17 protein-coding genes and 3 pseudogenes are annotated in these 18,173 nt (G+C 68.6%); 9 read left to right on the top strand and 11 right to left on the bottom strand.

Translation table 11 applies throughout. The features are described 5' to 3' along the window. Nucleotides 1–33 precede the first annotated feature (33 nt). Nucleotides 34–165 (top strand): hypothetical protein, encoded by a 132-nt coding sequence (locus V1460_RS17450; protein ID WP_338674603.1) that lies wholly within the window; start codon nt 34–36, stop codon nt 163–165. On the opposite strand, the gene V1460_RS17445 is transcribed toward V1460_RS17450, so the two are convergent. After that, nucleotides 144–440 (bottom strand): hypothetical protein, encoded by a 297-nt coding sequence (locus tag V1460_RS17445; RefSeq protein WP_338674602.1) that lies wholly within the window; start codon nt 438–440, stop codon nt 144–146. The genes V1460_RS17450 and V1460_RS17445 overlap by 22 nt on opposite strands. Then, the gene (locus V1460_RS17440) at nt 437–673 is read right to left on the bottom strand and encodes a hypothetical protein (protein ID WP_338674601.1); all 237 of its coding nucleotides are present in this window, start codon (nt 671–673) and stop codon (nt 437–439) included. The genes V1460_RS17445 and V1460_RS17440 overlap by 4 nt, the downstream gene beginning before the upstream one ends. A gap of 380 nt (nt 674–1,053) precedes the next feature. Here V1460_RS17440 and V1460_RS17435 point away from each other — a divergent pair, with 380 nt between their 5' ends. Next, nucleotides 1,054–1,590, top strand: coding sequence for a hypothetical protein (locus tag V1460_RS17435; protein ID WP_338673853.1), 537 nt, complete (start codon nt 1,054–1,056; stop codon nt 1,588–1,590). On the opposite strand, the gene V1460_RS17430 is transcribed toward V1460_RS17435, so the two are convergent. The 5 genes and pseudogenes from V1460_RS17430 to tnpC form a co-directional block, all read right to left on the bottom strand. Next, the gene (locus V1460_RS17430) at nt 1,556–2,338 is read right to left on the bottom strand and encodes an IS5 family transposase (RefSeq protein ID WP_338673854.1); all 783 of its coding nucleotides are present in this window, start codon (nt 2,336–2,338) and stop codon (nt 1,556–1,558) included. The genes V1460_RS17435 and V1460_RS17430 overlap by 35 nt on opposite strands. A 283-nt stretch (nt 2,339–2,621) precedes the next feature. Beyond that, nucleotides 2,622–4,070 carry an NF041680 family putative transposase gene (locus V1460_RS17425; RefSeq protein WP_338674600.1) on the bottom strand — a complete coding sequence of 483 codons (1,449 nt, stop codon included), beginning with the start codon at nt 4,068–4,070 and terminating at the stop codon, nt 2,622–2,624. 576 nt (nt 4,071–4,646) lie between these two features. Next, nucleotides 4,647–5,720, bottom strand: coding sequence for a hypothetical protein (locus V1460_RS17420; protein ID WP_338672614.1), 1,074 nt, complete (start codon nt 5,718–5,720; stop codon nt 4,647–4,649). A gap of 175 nt (nt 5,721–5,895) precedes the next feature. Next, nucleotides 5,896–6,027 (bottom strand): annotated as a pseudogene (locus V1460_RS17415) (XRE family transcriptional regulator); the annotation flags it as partial. Nucleotides 6,028–6,088: 61 nt separating this feature from the next. After that, entirely contained in the window at nt 6,089–7,519 is a 1,431-nt protein-coding gene (gene tnpC, locus V1460_RS17410) for an IS66 family transposase (RefSeq protein WP_338674492.1), read from the bottom strand. Nucleotides 7,520–7,758: 239 nt separating this feature from the next. Between tnpC and V1460_RS17405 the strand changes: the two genes are divergently transcribed. After that, entirely contained in the window at nt 7,759–9,321 is a 1,563-nt protein-coding gene (locus tag V1460_RS17405) for an MFS transporter (protein WP_338674599.1), read from the top strand. Between the two features lie 234 nt (nt 9,322–9,555). Here V1460_RS17405 and V1460_RS17400 read toward each other — a convergent pair whose 3' ends face one another. The 3 genes from V1460_RS17400 to V1460_RS17390 form a co-directional block, all read right to left on the bottom strand. Next, nucleotides 9,556–9,750: a hypothetical protein gene (locus tag V1460_RS17400; protein WP_338674598.1), complete on the bottom strand. Its 195-nt coding sequence runs from the start codon at nt 9,748–9,750 to the stop codon at nt 9,556–9,558. A 657-nt stretch (nt 9,751–10,407) separates the two neighbouring features. Then, entirely contained in the window at nt 10,408–10,557 is a 150-nt protein-coding gene (locus V1460_RS36395; RefSeq protein WP_407077474.1) for a hypothetical protein, read from the bottom strand. A 639-nt stretch (nt 10,558–11,196) separates the two neighbouring features. Beyond that, entirely contained in the window at nt 11,197–11,604 is a 408-nt protein-coding gene (locus V1460_RS17390) for a transposase (protein WP_338674597.1), read from the bottom strand. A 386-nt stretch (nt 11,605–11,990) separates the two neighbouring features. Here V1460_RS17390 and V1460_RS17385 point away from each other — a divergent pair, with 386 nt between their 5' ends. After that, nucleotides 11,991–12,428 carry a hypothetical protein gene (locus V1460_RS17385; protein ID WP_338674596.1) on the top strand — a complete coding sequence of 146 codons (438 nt, stop codon included), beginning with the start codon at nt 11,991–11,993 and terminating at the stop codon, nt 12,426–12,428. A 149-nt stretch (nt 12,429–12,577) separates the two neighbouring features. Here the strand turns inward: V1460_RS17385 and V1460_RS17380 are convergent. Then, nucleotides 12,578–13,356, bottom strand: a pseudogene (locus V1460_RS17380) (integrase core domain-containing protein). A gap of 946 nt (nt 13,357–14,302) precedes the next feature. Between V1460_RS17380 and V1460_RS17375 the strand changes: the two are divergent. The 5 genes and pseudogenes from V1460_RS17375 (at nt 14,303) to V1460_RS17360 (ending at nt 18,089) form a co-directional block, all read left to right on the top strand. Further along, on the top strand, nt 14,303–15,349 hold the full coding sequence (locus V1460_RS17375) for an alcohol dehydrogenase catalytic domain-containing protein (protein WP_338674595.1): 1,047 nt from the start codon (nt 14,303–14,305) through the stop codon (nt 15,347–15,349). A gap of 33 nt (nt 15,350–15,382) precedes the next feature. Continuing rightward, nucleotides 15,383–15,949 (top strand): VOC family protein, encoded by a 567-nt coding sequence (locus V1460_RS17370; RefSeq protein ID WP_338674594.1) that lies wholly within the window; start codon nt 15,383–15,385, stop codon nt 15,947–15,949. Then, nucleotides 15,946–17,502 carry a GMC family oxidoreductase gene (locus V1460_RS17365; protein WP_338674593.1) on the top strand — a complete coding sequence of 519 codons (1,557 nt, stop codon included), beginning with the start codon at nt 15,946–15,948 and terminating at the stop codon, nt 17,500–17,502. The genes V1460_RS17370 and V1460_RS17365 overlap by 4 nt, the downstream gene beginning before the upstream one ends. 44 nt (nt 17,503–17,546) lie before the next feature. After that, nucleotides 17,547–17,793 (top strand): annotated as a pseudogene (locus V1460_RS36390) (MFS transporter); the annotation flags it as partial. A 2-nt stretch (nt 17,794–17,795) separates the two neighbouring features. Beyond that, entirely contained in the window at nt 17,796–18,089 is a 294-nt protein-coding gene (locus tag V1460_RS17360; protein WP_407077473.1) for an MFS transporter, read from the top strand. Nucleotides 18,090–18,173: the final 84 nt, after the last annotated feature.

Raw genomic sequence — 18,173 nt, 5'->3', positions numbered from 1 at the left:
GCTGCGCAACACGAATGGCCTACCCGCTCCCCCGTGGGAACGAAGAAGTTGGACCGGACGGGTTGCCGGGCCGGTGTCGAGTGGACGCTGCTACGGGTCGAGAACACCGCCGCCCATCTGACCGAGCACCGTGGTGCCGACGGTCAGGGTGTGTCACCAGAGTAGTAGAAGCGGCAGCTCACTCCCGGGCCGGGCGCGCGGGGCTCGCCGGGACGCAGGTCGTACAGGGCACGGCCGCCGGGCCACCGGGAGAGCTCAGTCATCAGAGCGACGCCGTCGTCGACTTCCTCGGTGCGCCAGCCGTGGATGTCCAGCAGCAGGCCGTCCAGCGGGCCGTCGACCAGTTCGGCGTAGGTCCGGTGCGGCAGGGGGCCCGGGTTGGGGTCCTCGTGGTCGCGGCCGTAGACACGGCCGCTCAGCAGCTGCTCATCGCCGTTCATCCGGCCAGTCTGCCAACCGGCACTGACAGCGCGAGGCCCTTCCGGGCGCGCGCCTGGCCTCCCGTGGGGAGGACCGGGAGGGCGGCGCGGCCGCGCTCTACCGGGGGATTGCAGGGCGCGGCCGGGTACGCCTTCTCTGCCTGGGGTGGCGGAGTGGTCAGCTTCCCCGTCGGCGCGAGCCACGGCATCACGCCCTCCAGCGCAGCCTTGGCGTCCTTCATCTCCAGCCCCATCCACACGTCATCCAGTCTCCCGGGCCTTGCGGTCCGGCGGGGCGGGAAGCCGGAGGCCGCACCTACGGGTGGGAGCTGGGGATGAGCCGGTGGGGGCCGGTGACGGCGTAGGACGTAGCGTGGAGCGCCCACAGCAGACCCGCACACCCACGGTACGGCTCTGCTGTGGGCGCGAGGCCGTCGAGGTCCCGCTCGAGTAAGTCGCCAAAGCGCAGGTTGCGGCCACAATCGGCCCGTCCGCGATCACCCTATGCCTGATGGGCAGTCAGAAGCCGTTGTCGTACTGAACGTGAACGATGAGTTTCCGCAGTTCAGGCATGGTGTCGCCTTCGGTGAGGCAGTCTCGAACCGTCGGGTTGTCTCGTCGGTGGAGGTGCTGGATGGCGTCGGTCGTAGGTCTGCTGGAAGAGCGGGAGCTGGCTGCTCGGGAGCGGGTGGAGGTGCTGCGGGCAGAGGCCGACCGGGTCCTGGCTCTGCTCGCGGAGGCGGAGACGGGCTGGCAGGAGTGGGTGATCGCGCGGCAGCGGGTCGGCGAGGTGCTCTCCGCGACGCCGACAGCCCCGCGGGAGCCGGCTGTCGTGGAGGCCCCAGATGACGTGCAGGAGCAGGAGCCAGGACCCGCCGTGGCGGCCTCGGTCGGGGGTCGGGTGGTGCCGGTGCGGCAGCCGGGATCGGATCCGCAGACCCTGCCGGAGGGATACCGGGAGATCATGCGGGTGGTCACCGAGCAGGTCGGACCGGACGGCGGTTCGGCGACGGGCTGTCAGGAGATCGCGGCGGGACTCGGTCTGGAGCCGACACCGGCGCGTGTCGAGGCAGTGCGGCACCGGGCGAAGCGGCTGGTGACGCGGGGATGGCTGACCGAGCCGGTGCCGGGCCGGTTCACGTTCCCCGGCGGGCGAGGCGCCGGCTCATGAGCATGGTCATCGACCACAGCACCATCTGCTCGTGCACCACGGGCAGCGTCTCGTAGTCGCGCACCAGTCGTCGCGAGCGGAACAACCAGCTCAGCGTCCGCTCCACCATCCAGCGGCGCGGCAGCACCACGAACCCCTTGACGTCGTCGGACCGCTTGACGACCTGCACGGTGAGCTGGAGTTTCTGCTTCGCCCACCAGATCAGGGCTCCCGCGTAGCCGCCGTCGGCCCACACCAGGCTGATCTTCTTGTAGCGGTCGTGCAGGCGCCGCAGCAGTGGCACGGCCGCGTGCCGGTCCTGGACGCCGGCGGTGGTGACCATCACCGCGAGGAGCAGGCCAAGGCAGTCGACCACGATGTGCCGCTTGCGCCCTGCCACCTTCTTCCCCGCGTCGTATCCGCGCGAGGACGCGGGCGCGGTGGCGGCGGCCCGCACCGACTGCGAGTCGATGATCCCCGCGGTCGGCTCCGGATCGCGGCCGGCGTCCTCACGGACCCGGCCTCGGAGCCGGTCGTGCAGCTCGGCCAGTAGCCCGGTCGCGCCCCACCGGCGCGCGAAGGCGTACACGCGGTCCCACGCGGGGAAGTCGACCGGCATGGAGCGCCACTTGATGCCGTTGTCGACCGTGTAGCGCACCGCGTCCAGCATCTGCCGGTGGCAGTAGCCCTCCGGCTGACCGCCACGGCCCTCCAGCCACGCCGGGACCGGCAGCGCGTCGCGGACCACCGCCCACTCCGCGTCCGACATGTCCGACGGATACCTGGGCTCGCGGTCCGCATGGTCCCCCGCGTTCCCGAACCGGTGCGCGAGGCAGTCACACGACCGGGCAGCCGAGTTGGACGACACGGACACGGAAACGCAAGACTGCGACACAAGGGCCTCCTGGGCAGCTCGGCGTCTTCAACAACCCGGAGCTGCACAGGAGGCCCTGCCTTCATGCGCACACCCGCCACAGATCACCCGACCGAGGCGTCCCCGTCGAACCGACGTCCACCATGATCGGTACGACAACGGCTTCTCAGCTTGATATTTAACATTGCTCCCGTTTTGAGCGGAGATGTTCTGTTCGAGTTTCGAGGCGCTTCACGGTCTTCCCGGGCTCGTAGCGAGTAGCCGGTCTGCGGTTTCTTGAGCCAAGAGGTCGTCCTGGTCCGGGTCTTGAGGGTTTCGGCACGGCTGCGGGACGGGCGGTGGTCGCGCGGATGTGCCTGAACCCCCGGCGGACCCGGGCGGGGGTGAGTCGGTGTGCCGGGCGTGGTCTTTCCCAGGGGCGGCGGAGGTCCTCGGCGAGGGGGCGGGCGAGACGGAGCTGGGTGTGAACGGTGATGATCAGCCACGTCCATAGGTCGGCGACGGCCGGGTCGCGGACCTTCGGCGTGGTCCAGCCCAGGGTCTGTTTCCAGAACCTGAAGGTGTGTTCAAGATCGAACCTGCGCAAGAACGCTTGCCAGCGCACATCGATGTCTGTGCTGGTCATGCCGGTGCGCGAGGACCACAGCCAGACCGGCTTCGGATCGTGGTCGCCCGGTAGGTGGTCGACCTTCAGGCGGATCAACGTGCCGTGGATCAAAGGGAGTTCACCCTCGTGGTCGAGCCAGGGGCCGCGGGCCTGCAGCCGGGGGTGCATCCGGTCCCAGGCCAGGGCCTCGGCCCTGCCGTAGCGCGTGGTGTCGCTTGTTGTGGTGGCGTCGGGGCTGTGCCAGGAGTCCGGCTTGGCGAAGGTAAGGACGCCGCCGTGTTTGCGCGGCTGCCCGCCGCGCGGCCCGGAGCGGCGGGGGCCGGCGTCGCGGAGCATGACCCGGTCCGAGCGCAGCCGGCCGACGAGCTCGACGGGCAGGTCGGACAGGAGGTGGGCGAGGCGGCAGACGTCGTAGCCCGCGTCCGTCACGATCAGGACGTCCGGCATCCAGGGCTGCCAGTGCCCGGCCTGTACGAGGCGCACGAGGACTTCCCGGAGCTGGGCGGCGGTCACGGCGATGGCGTCGTCGGCCGGGCCCAGCCGGACCGCGTCCAGCACCGCCGTCCAGGAGGTCCGTCCTGTCTCCAGGGCGGCGACGATCGAGTACGGCCAGCCCGGGATCATCTGGTCCGAGCTGCGGCCACGTCCGTAGACGTGGCAGAACAGCAGGTCCGGGCTGGTGGGGGCGTCCGGGCGCAGCCAGTTGCTCACATCGACCGCGAGGACGATCCGTCCGTCGGCGGCCCTCGGCAGCGGGGTGGAGGCCAGCAGCCGACGCAGCCGGGTCGGCTCCAGCCAGCCGTTGTTCAACGCGCCGTACATCGCGCCGTGCCCGCGCGGATGCTCGGCGAGCAGCGTGAGTTCGGGCAGCGAGACCACCGGACCGTCCACACACAGCACGGCGTCCGTCAGGTCGAAGAGCGCGTCCGCGCGAGAGTAGAGGCAGTCGTAGAACTCAACCCGAAAGCAGGACAAGATACCCAACGCGTCACCTGCGGGCGCGTCGACGGGGACACTCATGGGCAGCGGCCGTTCTCTCGTGCTTCGTTACTCGACATCTCGAAGCGTGGAGAACGGCCGTCTCCGCTGTCCCCTGAAAAACCGCAGATCAGCAGGTCGGGTGACCTGCGAGGTTAAACATCAAGCTCAGTTTTGATGTCAGCTGCCGCGCACCTCATCCGGCTGACCTCGGGCTACATCGCGACCAAGAACGCGGCGGACGCTCGCTGCCCCTATTGCTGACATGCCGTCCGAAGGGGGTGGGCCATCGGCCGCCCCGATCCGCGCCTTGACCAGGGGCTATGCGGAGACCGCTGTTACACCACTCGGCGGGACACCATCCGGTCACCGGGGCGGGCGGCTCCGACGGATGCGCTCAACTGGCCAGCTGGAACGCTCAATCACACCGAGTTGTGCGGGTAGCCGGATCACATGAGCCGAAGCACGATAGTTGTCATCATCGGCCTCCGTTGACCTGCGGTTTCGACCGGACGAAGCAGCCTGGTTGTCACCGGTGAGGCAAGCGGTTCGTCACACGCCCTGACTCGGCAGCATTCCTGTCCCCGTCTACAGGAGGGTGTGTGACAGGCCGACAGTTCATTGGACCAGGTCTGTGTGTGGATGTTCGGGGGAGGTCGGGCAGACGTAGATCTGCATGTTGTCCGTGCTGCCTACTTCTACCCGCGTCGGCTGCGAGGGGCTCTGGCCCCGGTAGTGAGAGTCAGCCAGGGCGGCCTGGTCTTCCTGCGGCGCCCAGCTGCGACCTTCACCGCCGCCCCACTCAAAGGAAGCGATCGTCAGCAGCGGGACCATCTGCACCTCGCACACAGCGCAGTAGCGACGGTACGGGTCGGTGCGGCCCCACAGAGGCCAGCCGCCGACCTTCCAGCCGGGTGCGTTGCCCAGGTGAACGTGGTAGAACTCGCGCGGATACGCTGCGTAGGAGCTGTCCACGCCAGCGCTGGCTGCCTGCCACCTGCTCCAGTCATCCAGCATCAGCTGCAGCTCCGGGCTCAGATCCAGGCTGTTGGGGTACTCAGTGATCGCTTCTGGCGCCAGCACGCACGGCTCTGGCACGTAACCCGGATAGTCCGCCTCGTACGGTTCCGGTGGTGTGGCGAGGATGTCGCCGACCTCTGCTGCCGAGCGCCAGAACAGGGCGGTCGACGGCTTGTAATGCGGTTCGTGCTCGTACGGGCACCAGAGAACCTGAAGCAGATCGGCCTTCCCGGGCGGCCGCAACAGGGGTATGTCACGCAGGAACAGCTGAGCCACGGGCAACATCGGGACCGGGCATTCGGCGGGATAGGGAGGGCCGGCGTCGAGCCGCTCGGCGAGCCGCGCGGCATCGCGCTCCTTGAGCGCCTCCTCCTCGGGTGTGAGCGTGGCAGCCCGGCCGTCAGGGCGCCACCGGGACCGCAAGCGTCTTCCGAGCCGCACTTCGGTCGGTGACTCGCGGAATCCGGTGTCCACGTGCAGGTGCGCGTCTTCGCAGTGCGGCCACGGCTCCCCTGCCGGCCACAGCAACGGCCCCCCGACCGAGCTGTCCCCTACCGAAGGCGACCCCGGACGCGGATGCAGCCGCACCGCAGGCCGCGCCAACGGAGCCAGCTCGGGAAAGACCGCGGTCACCTGGACGGGCCTCGGCGGAGTAGTACGTACGAAAACCATGCCGGTGATCCTGCCACCAGCCACCGACAGTCCACTGCTGCCTCAATTGGCGTCAGCGTTGAGCTGGCTACAACGCCCACCAACCCCGGCCACGGTGACAACAAGTCTGCCTATGTGACAACTATCGGGCCTCGGCTCATCACACGAGTGGCGGCCGGGCCTTGGCCGGTACGGATTACAGATCGAACTCGACGTAGTCGATGTCGGTGAACTCCACCAGCAGGCCCTGGGCGCGGCGGCCGCGGTCCTTGAAGTAGATCTCCTGCAGGCCTTCGGCGGCGATGTTCTGGAGCTGCTGTTCGGTGGCGCGTAAGCATTCAGGAGGAATGCGGTTGGCCGGTACAGTAACGGTATGTGAGACGTGCTGGTCAGGCGGCTTGCTCGATCGGGGGCATCCAGAGGTTTCCGGTGAAGGCGCGGTGGATGGCCTTGAAGGCGCTCAGCCCGTGTTTGCGGGCGGAGTCGAGGTAGGAGCGCACAGCGAGCCAGGCCCTCGCACCGGTCTCGGACTGGTGACAGCCGGAGATCTTCAGCTGGGTCTTGACCGGTCGCAGCGCCCGCTCGCCGCAGTTGTTGGTGAAGGGCACATGCCGGGGGTCGTCTGCGAAGTGCAGGACTGAGTGGGCCTGGTCCCGCAGCCGTTCGAGCAGGTTGCGGCCCGGGGACTGTTTGCGGCCCGGCGCTCGGGGGTGCTCGGAGAGTCCGACGGTGATGCCCTGGTGGAAGGCGTCCAGGTGCAGCAGCGGGGCCTCGGGGGTGATCTCCCCGATCTCACCGGTACGTACACGCGTCGCCTGGGTGTTCAGCCCGGCCAGGGCCCACCGGATCTGCTGGTGCCGTTTCTGGTGGGGAAAGTCCTCTTCGGCGGCGGTCAGTTCACGGATCGGATGGGCGCCGCACAACTGGTGGGTGCGGTGCGGGTAGCCCGCATACAGGGACAGCGAGTCGTGGACCAGGACGCCGCGGTAGTTGGGCAGCACCCCGCCCGCGTCGGCGCCGGCGCGTGAACGCGGGGCGAGGTGGAGCAGGGTGAGGAAGTCGGTGCAGGCCACGTGCAGCCGGCGCCGCAACGAGCCGATGCGGGTGGTGGTCTCGTCCGCGTGCAGGATGTGCCCCATCACCAGCAAGGCCCTGATCAGGTTCACGGAGTCCGCGACCAGGTCGGCGGCCTCGGGAAGAAGACAGGCCACCCAGCCGGTGGAGACCTCCGCCCCGGTCACGTCCTTGATCAGCTGCGCGGTCCGCTCGACGGGAATGTGCTGGAAAACCAGCAGGTAGACGGCGAGCGCGCGCAGGTTCGGACCGTAGGAGGACGGGGACCCGGCGATATGCCCGGGCATCGGCTGGGCGGTGACCGTGCCGCAGGCACACCGGCAGCGGTGGGCCCGGTGCTCGGTGATCTTTACCGTGGACAGGGGGATGTCCCGGACCTGGCGCCGCTCGAAGCTGACGCTGTCGCTCTGGTCCAGTGTGCTTCCGCAGCCGCTGCAGGCCGCCGGGACATGGTCCTCGGTGGCGTCGGGCTTGTCGGTCATGGCCAGGCCCGACCCGTCGGCGCCGGGCTGACGGCCTCGCTTGCGTCCACTCCTGGGCTGCGGCTTCTTCTCCGGCCGCCCGAAGGTGTCCGAGGAGGGCGGCATCGAGGAGTTGCCCGAGTTCCGGCCAAGACGCCGCTCCAGCTCCGCCACCCGAGCGGTCAACCGCTCGTTGGCCACCGCGAGTTCGGCCGCCTGCACCTCTGCCGCTTCAACCCGCGCCTCTGCGGCCGCCACCTGCCGCTGGAGCAATCCGATCAGCACGAGGAGATCCTCACACGACGCAGACTCCAGAGCAGACGACATGACCCCGGATCCTGCCGCACCCGCCCCGCACCTGTCACATCATCAGGAGACGGACGCACGAACAACCTTCTGAATGCTTACCCTACGGCTCGGATCCCTTGGCCCGGTAGCGCGCCCCCGATCTTCCACAGCCGCGGATTCGCGACGGCGGAGGCTATGTCTTATCGAATGACCAAGCACGCTGATACGCTCCAGCCATGTCGCTCGAAATGCCTTCCCTGCCGCCCCGCCCCTATTGGAGCAAAGGTCAACTGAGCACTCTCCTCGCGGCATATCTCGGGCTGTTCGTCGTCAACGTAAACGTCCTGATCACCTATGTCGGGATCTTCGACATGCAGCTTGATCTAGGCATGGGGGAATCCGATCTGCAATGGCTCGTGGGGGTCTACAGCATCGGTATGGCATCGGCCACGATGATCAGCGCGACGCTGGCGGATGCATTCGGCAGTAAAAAAGTCTACGTGGTGAGCCTGGTCGTGTATGTCGCCTGCTCGTTGGTCGCCGCCGTAACGTCAAGCGTGCTTGTCCTGGTGGTGGCGAGAGGAGTTCAGGGGGTTTCGGCCGCTGCGGTCATTGTCACCTCGCTCGCCCTGGTGAGCAGGGTGAGCGCCACTCGGGAGGCCAGAACGAAGGCTGTCGGAAACTGGGTTGCCGTGGGAAGCGTGGCAGTGGCCATGGGGCCGCCCGTGGGAGGAATCCTGGTCCAGTTGATGGGCTGGCGCGGCCTCTTCGTCGCCACGGTTCCGCTGTGCGTCGTCGTGTTGGTCATCACACTTCGCTGGGTATCCAAATCACAATACGTGTGCATCCGCAGATTTGACTGGACGGGCCAGTTCTTCTTCGTCGCGACAGTGGCGTCACTGGCCTTCGCGATGATCCAGGGGCCGTCCTTCGGATGGCGCTCGAGCGTCACGCTCTCGCTGCTCGGGCTGAGTTTGCTGGGATTCCTCGCCTTTGTGGTCTGTGAATCCCGTGCCCGTCACCCCATGCTCGACGTCTCACTGTTCCGCAGCCGGTTGTACTCGCTCGCCGTGGCCACGGTGTTCTTCGCTGCCTTCTGCAACGAAGGGGCGTTCTTCGTCGTGATGCAGTATTACCACAGTATTCGAGAGTATTCCCCAGTGGTGATCGGGTTTCTCGTCCTTCCGTTCGCGGCTGGATATGCGGCGGTCGCTCTAAGGGTCGCAAGGCTGCGGAGGAGGTTCGGGCTGCGGCGTTTGCTCCTTTCAGGTCAGGCGGGTCTGCTACTCGGTCTGCTCGCCATGGTGTTCGGCTTTCCCGTAGGCAAGGGCACGGTCCTGCTCGGCATGGCCGTCGTCGGTATGGCTTCCGCCTTGGTCATCACTCCGGTTGTGGCACTGGTGCTGGAGGTCATGCCGCCGGACCGGTCGGGCATGGCATCCGGAATCGTGAACACCCAGCAGCCTCTGGGCGGGGCGATGAGCTTCGCCGCACTCGGGACGGTGATGACCGTGTGGTTGGGGGTCACCCTCGGCAGGGACATCGAGCAGGTAATTCCCGATCCGGCCGAGAGCATCGACGCCAGCCGGGAGATCATTCTGCATGCGGATCCACACACGCATGTGTCGATGAGCGCCTCCGGCACTCAGATCCGCTACTTCGACGCGCGCCTCGCGGACATCGCGGAGCGGAACTTCATCCAAGCCGGCCAGGTCAGCCTGGGCGTCGCGGCGCTCGTCGCCGCCGTCGTTCTCGCCGTGCTCTTCGCGGCGTTCCCCAGCGACGCGGACCACCCCTGAACCCGGCCCCGTGCGCCCAGGCGCCCGGTGACAACTTCAGCAGCAGTCTCGCGCCCGGGGCGGTGCGCTCGGTGTACGGGGCACCACTGCGTGCCGACAGCTCGAGCCCCTCACGCAGCAGATCCTCGGCCCTTGCGAAGTGCCTGGGCCACACCGCCGAGTCGGCGGCGTTGTACACCCCGCGGGCGGTGTGCCGGCGGATTCCGGGGGCGGGGTGGTCGGTGGGCGGCGACTTCAGTAGGTTCCCCCCTCGGGGTCACCGCAACTCATCACCAGCTCGGTGCGGTTGGCCCGCACCACCGTGCGGACGACTTCGTCACCGCTCTCGCCCGCAGCCTCTGCGGCGCCCTCGAGCCAGGCGCGGCGGTCGGCGATGGAGGAGCCTGGCCAATACGGCATTGCGAGCGCCGACGTGGCGCGTGCAGACAATCCGGGGCGCTCCATGCGAATCTCGGCGGAGGCCCGCTCCAACCCGGTCCACCCGGTGCCGCCCGTCCCGACCTGATTGCACAGCAGCAGTCCCAGGCCGAGGCCGACCTAGCCCGCAACACGGCGGGAGGGCCCTCATCCTCCACGATCTGCGGGAGCGCCTCGACGGTCTGGTCCGAAGCCCGTTGACAGCGAGCTCAGCCATTCGCGCTCGGCGAGCATGGCCGCATCGAGCGCTCTGGCCAGCGCGTCGTCGGTGGCTCGTTCCGGTGCCGGCGGCTCCGGCCGCTGGGACGAGTAACCACTCGGCCGTCTCCAATGCGAGGTTTATCGCAGCCTGCGCCCCCCAACCCCGTGCACTCACTCTGCCTGCCCCCTCACTGATGGTTCCCTCGGTGCCCTTGGACGTATGCCGGGTCTTCGAAGTTAAGCGGTGCGTGCGTACATGACAGCTTCCGGGCGGACGGCCGACGCGGTGCGCTGCCCGTGCAATGACTGGCCTGACCGCCCCCCCGGTCGACGACCGTCGTATTGGCATGGCCATGCCGCACCGCTTAACTTCGAAGACCCCGTATGCCGGCCCCAAGCGTGCCGCATCGCTCGTACGTTCAGTCGCGGAGTCGGGCAGGCCCGCACCCCGGGAGCTGCAGGGTTTGATCAAGTTCCGTAAGTGTCTGGATCGTTGGTGATGCCGAGGATGGGGAGTGCTTGTTCGGGTTCGTGGCGGATGGCTCGGGTGGTCTTGGCGATGTTGTCTGCGCCGAGGGCTTTCAGCACTCCGATGGCGAGGTTGCGAGGGGTGGCCATGGCGCGGGGTGCGGTTCCGGTGTGGACGGTGGAGGCGTCCTCGTTGAAGGTGACGTCCCTGATGTGGTGGGAGGAGTTTTCGATGCGTCAAGCAGGCTGCGCCTATGGGTTGTCTTCGCCGAGGAGTTCGGCGAAGCGGGGGTGGATGCGGGTGCGTCGCCCGCGTGTCTTGGCGAGGCGTTCTTCGAGTTCGGTGATCTTCTCTGGTGGGGTGTTCATGATCCATCGGTAGGGGTGCCGTGTCTCCTGTCGTCCGGTGAGGCGCCCGTCTGTGATCCATTTTCGGGCTGTGCCGAGGGTGCAGCCGAGGTGGGCGGCGAGGTCCCCCAGCCACCACTCGTGTTCCCGGGGCGCTTCGGCCGGGTCGACCGGCCATGGCCCCGTCTGGGCGGCAGTGGTCTGCCGTTGCGTTGGAGGATCTGTGCGACGGTTGGTCTTGATCACGGCGATGTAGTGGGCCTTCTTGGTCTCGACCAGCCAGGAGACGTTCGCCTTGACCGAGTGCAGGGCGTCGAAGGTGACAACGGTGCCGGTCAGGTCCAGCGGAGCCAGCAGCGGCTGGAAGCACGTGATCTAACCCGAAAATAACCACCTTCATCGCGGTCTTCCTCCCGAGGCCGTACGCGTTGGGCGCTCCATCTATGCGGCCTTCGTGGTGAGGGTCACCTCGTGGCCGAGAGCCTGGAGCTGACGCACGAGCCCTCTGGTCCGGGCGGCGGAATCGAGAACCCTCAGGTGGTGGTCGGATCCGAGGTCGTGGAAGCGGGCATCAGGATCGCCGAGCAGGTGCCAGACGATCACGAGCATCGAGCGGGCGACGGCCACCAGGGCCTTCCCGTGGCCTCGGCGCTTCACGAGCCGTTTGTAACGGGCCCCGAGGAACGTGTCGGTCCGGGCGGCAGCCATCGCGGCCTCGCCCAGCGCCGCCCTCAGCCAGGGGTTGCCCTGCCCGATGCCACCGGGGAGATTCCTTCCGGCGGACTGGATGGTTCGCGGGGAGAGCTTGGCCCAGGAGACCAGATGACCCGCGGTGGGGAAGATGGCCATGTCGAATCCGGCCGGCATCCAGCGGCCCCAGCTTCACCAACACGGCAGGGATGGGAGAAGATACAGCAGCAGGCACGGGCCACCTCGTGATCATCGGGCTTAGACACCACAATGATCACGAAGCCCGTGCCTGCCCTGCTATGCGCCCCAACTGGTCACAACCCGACCAGCCACACGCGCTCCCGGAACTTGCAACCGCCCTGCGGGAGCTGCCCTCGACCGGTTGCCCACGTCCTTCGCGCACGGCCCGGCCGGCCGGTAGGCGGACCGTGACGGCGCGGGAGCTGCGAGCTTCAAAGGGGATTCTCATCTCGCTCCCAGATTCGCCACATCCTCGTGTCCGATCTTCGAAGACGACACGGATCCCGGAAGCGGAGGAATGTTCCATGGTGACCAAGAGAGCTCGAGTGGGTCTCGCTATCGCAGGAGTCGCGAGCGTGGGGCTGCTGTTCCCCGCCGTGGCGCTCGCGGCGGACAACGCTCCGACCACTGCGACGGAGTCGACCGCGCCTTCCGGTGGCACGCCGAAGCCGCGTGAGGAGCACAGGGAGGCCCGGAAAGACCGCATGGAGGAGCGCCAGGAGGAACTGGCGGCCGCTCTGGCGAAGGAACTGGGCGTGTCAGAGGACAAGGTGAAGGCGGCGCTGGAGAAGATCCGCAGCGAGAAGCAGCAGGAGCACAAGGAGGAGCGCGAGAAGCGCCTCAAGGAGGCGGTGTCCGAGGGGAAGCTCACCCAGGAGCAAGCCGACGCCATCCTCAAGGCCGCGGAGAGCGGTGTCCTGCCCTGGGGCCCGGGCGGCGGCCACGGTCGGGCCCACGGCTGACACCGCGGACGTCCCTCCCCGAACCCCCGGGCGCGGGGCGGCCGCCGGCCCTGGCGGACAGGGCGGCCCACGACGGGTAGTCAGGGCTGTCCCGCCCGTTGGGGCCGGTGCCCCGGATGGGATTGATCCCGGGGAGTGGACACCGGGTTTCATGCGACGAGTGTCAGCGTACGTGTCGTGATCAGTTGTTGTTCGAACTCGGCTGGTGTGCGGTAGCCGAGCGCGGAGTGGCGACGGCGCCGGTTGTAGTACGAAAGCCAGCGGAACGGCTCGAGTCGGGTCTGCGCCTTTAAGGTCCAGCGGCGCCCGTGGAGCAACTCGCGCTTGAGGCCCTGGAAGAACGACTCGGCGAGGGCGTCATAACTCGATCCGATTCGGCCCATGCTGCGGCGGATACCGTGTCGGCAGCAGATGTCGGCGAAGGCGGCCGCACTGTACTGCTCAGGTTCAACCGGTCGTCGCAACGCCAGCTTGTCGGCCTGGCGTTCGGCGCGGGCGTCCTCGGTGGCCAGGTGCCGGTAGGAGCCAGCGCGGGATGCCCCGAGCACCCGGCAGATCCGCTTGACGCCGGAGTCGGCGCGGTTGTCGGAGATGAAGGGCCAGCGGCGGGGGCTCACTTCACCTCCCGGGCGAAATAGGCGGCTGCCCTGCGCAGGATCTCACGCTCCGGCCGCCACTCCTGCTCGGCTTTGAGCAGCCTGGCGTTCTCCGCCCGCAGGCGGGCCAGCCCCTCTGCCGCGCTGACGCTGCCGTCGCGGCCCTCGGGCGCGGCCTGGGCCTCGTCCTTTCGGACCCACGTCCGCGCCGACTCGGCGGTGATACCGAGATCCGCGGCCACCACCGCGTACGTCCGCTTCCCGGCAGCGGCGCGATAGAGCGCGACAGCGTCCTTCCTGAACTTCTCCGGATACGGAGACCTGCGTCCCACCCGGACATCCCCCCTGGACCATCAAGATCTCGTCAGGGTGTGTCCACTCCAAAGGATCAGCCTCAGTTCTCACGTCACCCTCCCGACCGTACCGGCACGCGTCATGGTGTAGCGCCCATCCGCAGGAACACCGAACTCGGTACCCCCGACTACCGGTCGGCGGTCCGGGCACGCAGTCGGCCCATGATGCCTGTGCGTTCCCGCGCAGCCTCCAGCTCGCATCGTGCCCGCTCGCGTATCGTGCCCGGGCCGCCCTCAGGAGGCTGGTAGCCGGCCGTGTCGGGTAGGCGGGGTCCACGTCCCTGCCGCATGACGGACACGCCCAGGACATCGCGCGCCGGGATTCAAGCCCACTCTCGGCATCGGTCAGGGCATCCAGTCCCACGCCCTTGGCGAGCACGAGTGCCAGCGGCGGACAGACATCACGTGCGGAGTCCCGCTCCTGGCGCGTCTCCAGGAAGTACGCGCGGAGCCGCTCGATCTTCGCCGCGACCGTGGCAGCCGGCTCGTTGTGGCAGTCCACCTCCACGACCGGCAACGGCACCCCATCCTCCGGGGCACGGAACACCGCGTCCACACGCAGACTGCCCGACGTGGCAAGCGGACCGGTCACCGGCAGCGCCACCCCTGCCTCCCAACCCCGCAGCTGCCCGACTTCCCGTGGCCACGCCTGGAGCTCCCGCACCGCAGCCGGAGACGGTCGGCGCCTCCCGGACGGGGCCGTCGGATGGGATCGGGGCACGGCGACGTGCGGGCGCGTCAGGCCGCTGGCGGAGGTCGGCGGCGACACCGGCCGCGGAGGAACCCCGCCACCCGACGTCTGGTATCCTCGGCACCCCGCGAGCGGCGACGCGGCCGTCCGGGTGGGGGGCGAACCCTTGAGGAGCACGGCACGGCGGCGTACGGTGAAAAACGGAGTACACCGTGTTTTCGATCTGGTGATGTCATGCGCGCTATCACCGTATGCGGGAGCGGAAGACCCGGTATGCGGATCAGTGAAATGCCAGATCCGTGCCCCCTGGATGACGAAGTCCTGGTGTCGGGACTGGAATTGGGAATCTGCGGGACGGATCGCGAAATCTGCTCCGGACACTTCGGCACACCGCCCCCCGGACGATCCTGGTTCGTCCTCGGCCACGAGGGCCTGGGCCGGGTGAGTCGGGCGCCCCCCTCGGCCCATCCCCTGCGCGAGGGAACCCTGGTGATCGGGGTGGTGCGACGGCCGGACCCCGAGCCGTGCGCGGCCTGCTCCGCCGGAGAGGCCCACGGGTGCCTCAACGGCCGCTACACCGAGACGGGCATCACCGCGCTCGACGGCTACGGCAGCGAGCTGTGGACGGCCCGGCCCGAGCATCTCGTCCCCGTCGCCGAGAACCTGCGGGATGTGGGCATCCTGATCGAACCGGCCAGCGTGGTGGCGAAGGCGTGGGAGACGATCGCCCAGCTGGAAGCCGGGTTCTGGAGCGCATCCGAGCGTGTGCTCGTGACGGGCGCCGGGCCCATCGGTCTGCTCGCAGCGCTGTTCGCCCGTCAGCGGGAACGGGAGATCCACGTCTTCGACCGCGACGGCGGGCTCCGGGCGGCTCTCGTGAGGGACCTGGGGGCCCATTTCCATTCCGGCCGTGCCGACGAGGTGGCACGCCGGGTCCGACCCGACGTCGTGGTCGAGACCACCGCGGCTCCGGAGGTGATCTCCGGCATCTCCCGAGGGCTGGCGCCCCACGGCGTCCTGTGCCTGCTCGGCATCGCCGCCGACGACGGCATGGCCGCGCCGGTGTCTAGCCGGTCCATGGTTCTCGGCAACCAGTCCGTCTTCGGTTCGGTCAGCGCGGGACCGCGGCACTTCCAGCAGGCGCAGGACGCCCTGCTTGCCGCCCCGGTGAACTGGCTGCCTAGGTTCGTCACGAGACGCCTTCCTCTGGAGGAGGCCGAGTACGCCATCCGCCACCACCCGGAGGACGTAAAGGTCTCCGTCGTGCTCGGGGACGCCTGAACCGATCCGACCCTCCCACACCAGGAGGCATCCATGACGCAGCCCCCGTACATCCGGATACCCGGGGCCACCGGGGTGCACCATCTCGGGCTGACCGTCCCGGACCTGTCGTCCGCCGTCGCCTTCTTCACCGAGGTCCTGGGAGCCGAGGTGCTGTACCGCCTGGGAACCGTCTCGGACCCCGACGGCTCGTGGATGTCCGACCACCTCCACGTGCACGAGCACGCAGCCATGGAGATCGCCATGCTCCGGTTCGGACCGACCACCAACATCGAACTCTTCGAGTACCGGGCCCCCGACCAGCGACGCCGCCATCCGAGGAACAGCGACTGGGGAGGTCATCACCTGGCCGTGTGGACGGAGGACTTCGATGCCTCGTTCGCCTACCTCGAACGGCAGCAAGGGGTGGTGCCGTTGGGGGAGTCCGACGTCGTCGACGGGGGACCCATTGCCGGTACCCGCTGGATCTACTTCTCGACGCCGGTGGGCCTGTACCTCGAACTCGTCTCCGCGCCGACCGGACTGGCCTATGAGGAGGACACCCCTGCCCGTCTGTTCCGGCCCGAGAACCCTGAGACATCCGCGGGGAAGGTCCCGTGAGCGCCGTCTGGGGTCCCGGGACCCCTCCCGTCGTGGTCGCGGACCAGGACGAGTACCGGGCCGACGTCGCCGTCGTGGGATCGGGAGCCGGCGGGGCGACGACCGCCTTGGCCTTGGCCGACAGCGGGGCGCGTGTCCTCGTCCTGGAGCGCGGCGACTTCCTCCCGCACGAGCCGGAGAACTGGGAGCCTGAGGCCGTCCTCGGGCAGCGGCGGTACGACACGACCGAGACCTGGAGCACTCCCTCGGGAGAACGCTTCCGGCCCATGGCCTACTACAACGTGGGGGGAGCAACGAAGATCTACGGCGCGGCGCTGGTCCGGATGCGCGAGAGCGACTTCGGCGTCGTCGAACACCTAGACGGCCTGTCACCGGCGTGGCCCTTCGCGTACACCGATCTGGAGCCCTACTACGGGGAAGCCGAGCGGCTCTTCAAGGTGCACGGGCGGAGCGGTGTCGACCCGACGGAGCCGCCCCGGAGCACTCCGTTCGCGTATCCGCCCCTGGCGCACGAACCCGTGATCGCCGAACTGTCCGCTGCGCTGGAGCGAGGGGGACTGCATCCGCACCACCTCGAACTCGGGATACAGCGCGGACCGGGCGAGCCCTGTGTGCGCTGCGGCACGTGCGACTGCTTCCCCTGCCTCGTGAGCGCGAAGAGCGACGCCGAAGTCGTGGCCATGCGGCCCGCCCTGCGAAGTGACACGGTCCGGCTCCTGACCGGGACGCGCGCCACACGCCTGCACACGGACCCCACGGGGAGACGCGTCACCGGGATCAGTGCTGTGCGCGCCGGACGCACGGTGCGGGTCCGGGCCGGCGTGGTCGTCGTGTCGTGCGGGGCCGTCAACAGCGCCGTGCTGCTTCTGCGGTCTCCCGCCGGGGCCGGGAACCACACCGTTGCCAACAGCAGCGGGCTCGTCGGACGCAACCTCATGTTGCACAACAACAGCGTGGTCCTCGCCGTCGACCCTCGACGCAGGAACACCGTGCGCTACCAGAAGACGCTGGCGGTGAACGACTTCTACCACGGTGGACCGGGATTCCCCTACCCGATGGGCAATCTGCAGCTCATGGGGAAGGTCTACCCGCCGGCCGTGGCGGGCCTCTACCCTTACGTGCCCGGTCCCGTCCTGGCCTGGCTGCTGCGGCGCAGCGTGGACTGGTGGGTCATGTCGGAGGACCTGCCGGACCCGGGCAACCGGGTCGTGCTCCGCGGAGGCAGGATCGTCGTCGACCGGCGGGCGAGGAACGTCCGCGCGCACCACCGGCTGGTGTCGACGGTGCGGTCCCACATGCGCGACGCCGGGTATCCGCTGACCTCGTTCCGCACCATGGGCCTCGCGGCCGTCGGGCACCAGTGCGGCACGGTCGTCGCGGGGACGGATCCCCTCACCTCGGTCCTCGACGGGTACTGCCGCAGCCACGACGTGCGGAACCTGTTCGTGGTGGATGCCGGGTTCTTCCCTTCGTCCGCGGCGGTCAACCCTACCTTGACGATCGTGGCTCAGGCCCTGCGCACAGCCCGGCATGGCGGCCTTCTGCCCGCCTGACGGATCCGACATCGGCGAGGGGCCGACAGACGGGAGGGACACCGATGGCCTCCACCCGCGTCCCACCGGACGTCCGACTGCCACCAGGTGGTCTGAGACGGGTCGTGCTGATCTCCGGGGCGGCCTCCACGGGGGTTCCTGTTCGACTATGACAGTTCGGTCGTCCACGGTGCCGTGGAGGCGATCCAGAGCCGGCACGACATCGCTCCCGGTCTGCTCGGCCAGGTCGTCGCCGCCGCTCTCGTCGGCTGTGCCGTCGGGGCGTCGACCGTCGGCAGGCTGGCCGACCGGTCGTGCTGTTCTTCGCGCTGCCCTGGGGTGCCGTCGTCTGGGTCCCGCCGGGCGAGATCTTCCCCGGCCGGATCAGAGCGGACGAGTTCGGTGTGGCCACGGCCGCCCAGTGGGCCGCGAACTGGGCCATCACCGTTTCGTTCCCGCCGCTGTCGACCTGGAATCTGACGCTCGCCTACGGCCTCTACGCGCTGTTCGCCACCGTGTCGCTCGCCTTCGTGTACGTCCGGGTGCGTGAGACGAAGGGCAGACGGCTGGAGCGCATCCGCTACGGAACGGCTGTGGAGGTCGACTGAGCCGGAGACGGGCGAACCCTTCCCGCGGTGGTCTGTGGGCAGACGCCCAGCATCCCGCCCCGGCGCGCGTCACCGCTGCGGATC

Origin of the sequence: Streptomyces sp. SCSIO 30461 (assembly GCF_037023745.1) — a bacterium.
Classification (GTDB): Bacteria; Actinomycetota; Actinomycetes; order Streptomycetales; family Streptomycetaceae; genus Streptomyces.
The sequence above is the reverse complement of the archived record's forward strand: the minus strand, read 5'-3'. Positions and strand labels throughout refer to the sequence as shown.